Annotated in this window: 7 protein-coding genes; 6 read left to right on the top strand and 1 reads right to left on the bottom strand. The window is 58.3% G+C overall.

Going from position 1 to position 8158, the window contains the following annotated elements:
- The 3 genes from ftsA to lpxC all read left to right on the top strand — a co-directional run.
- Nucleotides 1-860: cell division protein FtsA (gene ftsA, locus ACFE0K_RS09340; protein ID WP_434535809.1), on the top strand; the 860-nt coding region annotated here is incomplete at its 5' end.
- 125 nt (nucleotides 861-985) lie between these two features.
- Nucleotides 986-2155, top strand: coding sequence for a cell division protein FtsZ (ftsZ, locus tag ACFE0K_RS09345; protein WP_035248004.1), 1170 nt, complete (start codon nucleotides 986-988; stop codon nucleotides 2153-2155).
- Between the two features lie 110 nt (nucleotides 2156-2265).
- Nucleotides 2266-3183 carry a UDP-3-O-acyl-N-acetylglucosamine deacetylase gene (lpxC, locus tag ACFE0K_RS09350; protein ID WP_434535810.1) on the top strand — a complete coding sequence of 306 codons (918 nt, stop codon included), beginning with the start codon at nucleotides 2266-2268 and terminating at the stop codon, nucleotides 3181-3183.
- A gap of 275 nt (nucleotides 3184-3458) precedes the next feature.
- Here lpxC and ACFE0K_RS09355 read toward each other — a convergent pair whose 3' ends face one another.
- Nucleotides 3459-3917 (bottom strand): hypothetical protein, encoded by a 459-nt coding sequence (locus ACFE0K_RS09355; protein WP_434535811.1) that lies wholly within the window; start codon nucleotides 3915-3917, stop codon nucleotides 3459-3461.
- A gap of 101 nt (nucleotides 3918-4018) precedes the next feature.
- Here ACFE0K_RS09355 and ACFE0K_RS09360 point away from each other — a divergent pair, with 101 nt between their 5' ends.
- The 3 genes from ACFE0K_RS09360 to ACFE0K_RS09370 all read left to right on the top strand — a co-directional run.
- Nucleotides 4019-4915: a M23 family metallopeptidase gene (locus ACFE0K_RS09360; protein WP_434535812.1), complete on the top strand. Its 897-nt coding sequence runs from the start codon at nucleotides 4019-4021 to the stop codon at nucleotides 4913-4915.
- Nucleotides 4916-5123: 208 nt separating this feature from the next.
- Nucleotides 5124-7838, top strand: a complete 2715-nt coding sequence (secA, locus tag ACFE0K_RS09365; RefSeq protein WP_434535813.1) for a preprotein translocase subunit SecA — start codon at nucleotides 5124-5126, stop codon at nucleotides 7836-7838.
- 135 nt (nucleotides 7839-7973) lie between these two features.
- Nucleotides 7974-8158 (top strand): bifunctional ornithine acetyltransferase/N-acetylglutamate synthase (locus ACFE0K_RS09370; protein WP_434535814.1); only part of this gene is annotated, 185 nt, incomplete at its 3' end.

Below are 8158 nucleotides of genomic sequence, written 5' to 3' on the forward strand. Positions count from 1 at the left end.
CCCTGCACGTGCTGCCCCAGGAATATGTGGTGGACAACCAGGAGGGGGTGCGCGAGCCCATCGGCATGAGCGGTGTGCGTCTGGAGGCCAAGGTGCACCTGGTGACCTGTGCCGTGAACGCCGCCCAGAATATCGAGAAATGCGTGCGCCGCTGCAACCTGGAGGTCGATGACATCATCCTTGAGCAGTTAGCGAGTGCTCACGCCGTGCTCACCGAAGACGAGCGCGAACTGGGTGTTTGCATCGTCGATATCGGTGGTGGCACCACGGATATTGCCATTTTCACCGAAGGCGCCATTCGTCATACCGCCAACATTCCTATTGCCGGGGATCAGGTAACCAACGATATCGCCATGGCCCTGCGCACCCCCAAGCAGCACGCGGACGAGATCAAGATCAAGTACGCCTGCGCGCTGACCCAGCTGGCCGGCGCGGACGAAACCATCAAGGTGCCCAGCGTGGGCGACCGGCCGCCACGGACCCTCAGCCGCCAGAATCTGGCCGAGGTGGTGGAGCCGCGCTACGACGAGCTGTTCACCCTGATCCAGGCCGAGCTTCGCCGCTCCGGCTTCGAGGACCTGATCCCTGGTGGCATCGTGCTCACCGGTGGTTCCTCCAAGATCGAGGGTGCGGTGGATCTGGCCGAAGAAATCTTTCACATGCCGGTGCGTCTGGGGTCCCCGCAGGGTATCTCCGGGCTTATCGACGTGGTCAAGAACCCGATCTATTCCACCGCGGTGGGCCTGCTGTTGTATGGCCAGCGCATGGAAAAGGACGGCACCAGTGCCCGCGCCCTTGCCGGTGGCGGGGAAGTGAACTGGGTAGAGCGTTTCAAAAACTGGTTCAAGGGCAACTTCTAGTTTCCTGAGCCGGTTAACCGCTTTTGCGGAAGCGGCAGTTCCGGGCCGCGGCAACATCACCGGGACAATTCGACGTTAAATGACGTTCAAAGTAGTAACAGGGAAGCAATAACGGGAGATCAACCATGCAATTCAAACTGGAAGACAGCGTACCGCATGGCGCGGTCATTAAAGTGGTAGGTGTCGGTGGTGGCGGCGGTAACGCCGTGGATCACATGGTGCGTTCCGGTGTGGAAGGGGTGGATTTTATCTGCGCCAACACCGACGCCCAGGCACTGAGAAATGCCTCCTCCAAAACCGTGATTCAGCTGGGCAGCCAGGTGACCAAGGGGTTGGGTGCAGGCGCAAACCCGGAAATCGGTCGTCAGTCCGCTCAGGAAGACCGTGACCGCATCGCCGAGCTGCTGGACGGCGCCGACATGGTGTTCGTTACCGCGGGTATGGGCGGTGGCACCGGCACCGGTGCAGCCCCTGTGGTGGCTGAAATCGCCAAGGAGCTGGGTATCCTGACCGTGGCGGTGGTGACCAAGCCGTTCCCCTTCGAGGGCAAGAAGCGCATGCGCTCCGCCCAGGAAGGTATCGAGGAGCTGAAAGAGCACGTTCACTCCCTGATCACCATCCCCAACGAGAAGCTGCAAGCGGTTCTCGGCGGCTCCACCAGCCTGCTGGACGCCTTCAAGGCGGCCAACGAAGTGCTGCAGGGTGCGGTAAAAGGGATTGCGGACCTGATCGTTCGCCCGGGCATGATCAACGTGGATTTCGCTGACGTGCGCACCGTGATGAGCGAAATGGGCACGGCCATGATGGGTACCGGTACGGCCAGCGGTGAAAACCGGGCGGCAGAAGCGGCCCAGGCAGCCATTTCCAGCCCGCTGCTGGAAGACGTGGACCTGCGCGGCGCTCGCGGTATCCTGATCAACATCACCGCCAACGAGTCCATCGCGCTGGACGAGTTCTCCGAAGTGGGTGACATTGTCAGCGAACTGGCCAGCGATGATGCCAACGTAATCATCGGCACCGCCATCGACCCGGATATGGGCGACAGCATCAGCGTCACCGTGGTTGCTACCGGTCTGGGCGCCGCCGCCCAGCAGGAACTAAAAGTGGTACGTGGTCGTCAGACCCCCGTCACCGCGGATGGTCGGGTGGACTACAGCGACCTGGATCGCCCGGCAGTGGAGCGCAAACGCGCTGCCCAGCAGGCGGCCAGCGGCCGTGGTCAGCAGGCGGTGAGCACCGCGGAAGATCTGGATTTCATTGATATCCCGACCTTCCTCCGTCGCCAGGCCGACTAACGGTCTGGCGCCAAGGGTGCAAAATCAGGGCATTGCAGTATAATTACGCCCTCATTTTGTGTTGAGGAAAGCGGTATCCTCCAGGATACCCGCAGCTGTGTGACAGACTGATGATCAGACAACGAACGCTGAAAAACGTGATCCGCGCCACCGGCGTGGGACTTCACACCGGCGAAAAGGTCTACATGACCGTACGCCCGGCACCGGTGGATACCGGTATCGTGTTCCGGCGTGTGGACCTGGACCCGGTGGTGGAGATCAAGGCGTCTGCCGATGCCGTCCGCGAGACCACTTTGTCGTCGACCCTGGTTCAGGATGGCGTGAAGGTGGGCACCGTGGAGCATTTCCTGTCTGCCATGGCAGGCCTGGGCATCGATAACGCCTTCGTGGAGCTATCCGCGCCGGAAATGCCGATCATGGACGGCAGTGCCGGTCCTTTCGTGTTCCTGCTGCAGTCTGCCGGCATCAAGGAGCAGGAAGCTGCCAAGAAGTTCATCCGCATCAAGAAGGAAGTGACGGTGCGTGAGGATGACAAGTCAGCGACTTTCGTTCCCTTTGATGGCTTCAAGGTGACTTTCTCCATCGAGTTCGATCACCCGGTGTTTGAAGAGCGCAACCAGGTGTCCAGCATCGACTTCTCAACGACCTCGTTCGTGAAGGAAGTGGCGCGGGCGCGGACGTTCGGCTTCATGCGCGATATCGAGTTCCTGCGCAGCCAGAATCTGGCGCTGGGCGGCAGTGTCGATAACGCCATCGTGGTGGATGAATATCGCATCCTTAACGAAGACGGGCTGCGTTACGAGGACGAATTCGTCAAGCACAAGATGCTGGATGCCATTGGCGACCTGTATCTGCTGGGCCACAGCCTGATCGGCGAGTTCATTGGTCACAAGTCCGGCCATGCCCTCAACAATGCCCTGCTGCGCGAGATTCTCCGTCAGCAGGATTCCTACGAGGTGGTGACCTTCGAAGATGCCACCGATGCGCCAGTGTCCTACATGCGACCCGTGCTCGCGGCGGCCGAGTAATACCCGGCTGCACGCTGTAAACGTCGAAACCCTGTTGCCACCCGGCGGTTCTCCCGCCGCCGGGTGGTTTTTCGTTTCAGGGAGGGCGAGTTAGCCAGAATTCCGGGCTTCAACACGAAACCGGTAATGCCCGGAGTTGGCCTGGACATCAATAATGTTGCTTGCGTTACTGATGATTCCCGGCGTTAGCCCCTTTCACTTGCCTGTTACACACTCTCTGTTCAGGTATCCAGACATTGAAGGTGTTGTTCACCGTTGAACTTTCAACGGTTGGCTCACTCTGATTCACCGCGGCTGGCCAGCCGCTGCAAGGATGCCTTGAGGCCTTTGTCCTCGATGGTGTCAGCCAGATCGGCAATTTGTCTGGCGCTTTCCCTGGCCAATCTGGGTTTGTCCTGTTGGTTGGCACGGACGTTGCTGTTCTGCATCTGGCGTTTGCCGCCCACCACGATCTTGATCTGCTGGCCGGGCAGGGCCTGCTGCAATTTGGGCAGGTGAAAACGCAATAGCTGCGCAGTGGCGCTGGTTTCGGCAATAGCCAGCCAGCGCATGCTGTCTTCCACCAGGGTAACCCGCTCGCGCAGTGCCGGTGGCAGGCAATCAAGCGGATTGGTGGCTGCGGCGGTGTCTGGCTCCTGGCGAGCGGTCTTTTTGGCCTCCCTGGTCAGGCCAGAGAGAGTAGGATGACCACTCAGCAGGGCGAGCAGGGCTTTGGGCGAAGTTGTCTTGCTCATAGGTTTTACTTAGACTAGCCTGCAAATTGTAAAAAATAATCAAGAAAACCAGTGCAACTATTTGAAATTCTTAATTTTTAGTCGGTGCGTTACACGAATCTATGAATATCTTAGTCATTAACAGCAAGCGTGGCCATTCGCGCACACTTCCGGTTCCTCGCCATTGGCCCTGGTTACTGGCTGCCGTGCTGGTGGTAGTGCCGGTGCTGATGGGCGTTGGCGGCTACCTGCTGGTGTCGCAACTCAGCGATCAGCCCGAGTATACGCCGGTAATGACCGAACGTTTTTCCGCCCATCTGGAAGACCAGCAAAAAGCCTTGGAGTCCCTGGATCGCCTCAGCCAGGAGCAGTTCCGGGCACTGACTCTGAAGCTGGCCCAGGCCCAGGCTCGACTGGTTCGACTGGATGCGCTGGGTGAGCGGCTGGTGGAAGTGGCAGATATCGATGGTGAGGAGTTTGATTTCAGCACCGTGCCGGGGCTGGGCGGGCCGGAAGGCTCGGAAGAGGGTGCCAGTTACGAGCTGCCTTCCTTCATGGAAGCGGTGAACCAGATGGCCCACACCCTGGAGCGCCGCGAGCGTCAGCTGGAAATTCTGGAAAACCTGCTGGCCGGCAAGCAGATCGAAGACCAGACCTATCTGTCCGGTCGGCCGCTGGCCAAGGGCTGGATGTCCAGCCGCTTCGGGCGTCGTTCAGATCCCTTCACCGGCCGTGTGGCCTGGCACAAAGGGGTGGATTTTGCCGGCAAGGAAGGCACACCGATCATTGCCACCGGCGCTGGTGTCGTGACCTATTCCGGTGACCGCTCTGGCTATGGCCTGATGGTGGAAATCAACCACGGTAATGGTATCGCCACTCGCTATGGGCATGCCCTGGAATTACTGGTGGAGCCGGGCGAGATTGTTCGCACCGGGGACGTTATCGGCAAAGTGGGCAATTCCGGCCGCTCTACCGGGCCGCACATTCATTATGAAGTGCTTAAAATGGCACTCAGGTGAACCCGCAGCCCTATATTTACCGCGCCCGACGTTAAATAACAGACCAAAAACGGCCCCTTGTAGGGGCCGTTTTTCGTTGAGCACCCTTGATAACCGGGAATACCACCTTATCTCTTCATCTTATTGTGTTTAGAATGGCTCACCTTGCGGCCAGCACTTTGCCGCCAACGGGCTGTTTGTCCTGACTTTTTACCGAACCGGAAGTTGTATGCTGGGTACCATCGTAAAAAAAATCATCGGCACCAAGAATGATCGTGAGCTGAAACGCATGGCCAAGTTGGTCGAAACGATCAACAGCCACGGGGAAGCGCTGACACAGCTCAGCGAGGCGGACTTGCAGCTCAAGACCCGCGAATTCCGTCAGGCGTTCCAGGATGGCAAGACCCTGGATGAATTGCTGCCGGAAGCCTTTGCGGTGGTGCGCGAAGCCTCCACCCGGGTGATGGGCATGCGCCATTTCGACGTGCAGATGATGGGCGGTATCGCTCTGCATGAGGGGCGTATTTCCGAAATGCGCACCGGTGAGGGTAAGACCCTGACCGCGACCCTGGCAGCGTACCTGAATGCGCTCTCCGGCGAAGGCGTACACGTGGTCACCGTGAACGACTATCTGGCAGAGCGGGACGCCAACTGGATGCGGCCCCTTTACGAATTTCTGGGCCTCAGTGTCGGTGTGATTCTTTCCCAGCAGCCCACCGATGAAAAGCGTGCGGCCTACGCGTCTGATATCACCTACGGTACCAATAACGAGTACGGCTTCGACTACCTGCGCGACAACATGGCCTTCCGTCTGGAAGACCGGGTTCAGCGTGGCCTTAACTACGCGATTGTGGATGAGGTGGATTCCATCCTCATCGATGAATCCCGCACCCCGCTGATCATTTCCGGGCCGGCAGCCGATTCCTCCGAGCTATATACGGCCGTCAATAAGCTGATGCCCAACCTCACCGCCGAGACGGAAGAGCAGGAAGGCGATTACTTTGTCGATGAAAAGCAGCGTCAGGTAGAACTCACCGAAGACGGGCACCAGAAAATTGAAGGGCTGCTGGTCAGCAATGGCCTGTTGGAGAAGGGGGAGAGCCTCTATGCCGCCCACAATCTGGCCCTGTTGCACCATGTCCACGCGGCGTTGAAAGCCCATGCCCTGTTCCATGTGGACCGGGACTATATTGTTCAAAATAATCAGATCGTTATCGTCGATGAACATACCGGTCGTACCATGCCGGGGCGTCGCTGGTCCGAGGGGATTCACCAGGCTATCGAAGCCAAGGAAGGGGTGAATATTCAGCAGGAAAACCAGACGCTGGCATCTACCACGTTCCAGAACTATTTCCGTCTCTACAACAAGCTGGCGGGTATGACCGGTACGGCTGATACCGAGGCCATGGAATTCCGTCAGATTTATGGCATGGACGTGGTGGTGGTGCCGACCAATCGGCCCATGGTTCGTGTGGATGCCAATGACCTGGTGTATCTGACACTGGAAGAAAAATTCGACGCCATCGTCAAGGAAATCAGCGAAGCGGTGGCCAAGGGCGCCCCGGTGCTGGTGGGTACCGCGACCATTGAATCGTCCGAGTATCTGTCCAATCGTCTGAAAAAAGACAAGATTGCCCACGAAGTACTGAACGCCAAGTTCCACCAGCGTGAAGCACAGATTATTGCCCAGGCGGGGCGTCCTGGTGCGGTAACGATCGCCACCAACATGGCGGGCCGGGGTACGGATATTGTGCTGGGGGGCAACCCGGAAGAGCAGATCAAGCATATGGATACCCCCTCGGACAAGGAAGCGGAAAAAATTCGCGCCGAGTGGCAGGGTAACCATGACACGGTGATGGAAGCTGGCGGCCTGCATATCATCGGCACCGAGCGCCACGAGTCTCGCCGTATCGATAACCAGCTTCGTGGTCGTGCCGGTCGTCAGGGTGATCCTGGCTACACCCGTTTCTTCCTGTCCATGGAAGATGACCTGATGCGGATCTTCGCTTCCGACCGCATCCGCAACATGATGCGCTCTCTGGGGCTGGAGAACGGCGAGGCCATCGAGCATCGCTGGGTGACCCGCGCCATCGAGAATGCCCAGCGCAAGGTGGAAGGCCGTAACTTCGATATCCGCAAGAACCTGCTTGAATACGATGACGTGGCCAATGACCAGCGCCGCGTGATCTACACCCAGCGCGACCAGATTCTGGAAACCGACGATCTGCGCACCTCTGTGCAAGGCATTCGTTATGATGTGGTGACCGAGCTGGTGCACAGTTATCTGCCGCCGGGTTCCGTGGAAGACCAGTGGGATGTGCCGGGTCTGGAGAAAACTCTGGAGGCGGAATTCCAGTGCAATGCACCGGTGGGCCAGTGGCTCAACGAAGACAACCAGATGCACATCGACGGTGTCATCGAGAAGCTGGTGGAAACCCTGGAGCAGGACTATCTGCGCAAGGAAGAGGAAATCGGTGTCGAGGACCTGCGCAAGATCGAGAAACACCTTATGCTGCAGATTCTCGACCGTCACTGGAAAGAGCATCTGGCCAGCATGGATCATCTGCGTCAGGGTATTCATCTGCGCGGCTATGCGCAGAAAAACCCCAAGCAGGAATACAAGAAAGAGTCTTTCGAGTTGTTCCAGGGGCTGCTCAACCAGATCCAGCATGAGCTGATTCGGGTGCTGCACAGCTTCCAGGTGCGGCGTGATGACGAAGTGGAGCGCCTTGAGCAACAGCGCCAGGAAGAAGCCCGTCGCCAGGCTGAAAAAATGAAGATGCAGGCGGCCCCGGAACCGGGTACTGATGGCACGGCCGGCGAGAACAATCAGGCTGACGGTACCAAGACCGTGGTGCGTGAAGGTCGAAAGGTGGGGCGTAATGAACCTTGTCCCTGTGGCTCAGGCAAGAAGTACAAGCAGTGCCACGGCAAGATTGAATAGAATCAGTGCCGAGCTACTAGCTACGAGCTTCCAGCGACGAGAAAGACAAAAGCACCGGTGAAAACCGGTGCTTTTGGTTATTATGGCTTGTAGCTCACCGCTAGGAGCTAGTAGCTGAATTTTCAAGGATTGGTTATGACACAGACAGAATGGTTGCCCGTCCCCGGTATCCGTCTTGCCGCTGTTGAGGCCGGCATCAAGAAGGCCAACCGCAAGGATCTGGTGGTGCTGGAGTTGAGTGAAGATTCCCGTGTCAGCGGTGTTTTCACCCTGAACCGTTTTTGCGCCGCGCCGGTGCAGGTGGCAAAAAGCCGTCTGGC

It is taken from the genome of Alcanivorax sp. (assembly GCF_051117345.1).
Lineage (GTDB): Bacteria > Pseudomonadota > Gammaproteobacteria > Pseudomonadales > Alcanivoracaceae > Alcanivorax.

Coding starts and splice junctions, on each gene's coding strand:
- ftsZ (WP_035248004.1), top strand. CDS start 986: ATGCAATTCAAACTGGAAGACAGCGTACCGCATGGCGCGGTCATTAAA.
- lpxC (WP_434535810.1), top strand. CDS start 2,266: ATGATCAGACAACGAACGCTGAAAAACGTGATCCGCGCCACCGGCGTG.
- secA (WP_434535813.1), top strand. CDS start 5,124: ATGCTGGGTACCATCGTAAAAAAAATCATCGGCACCAAGAATGATCGT.
- ACFE0K_RS09355 (WP_434535811.1), bottom strand. CDS start 3,917: ATGAGCAAGACAACTTCGCCCAAAGCCCTGCTCGCCCTGCTGAGTGGT.
- ACFE0K_RS09360 (WP_434535812.1), top strand. CDS start 4,019: ATGAATATCTTAGTCATTAACAGCAAGCGTGGCCATTCGCGCACACTT.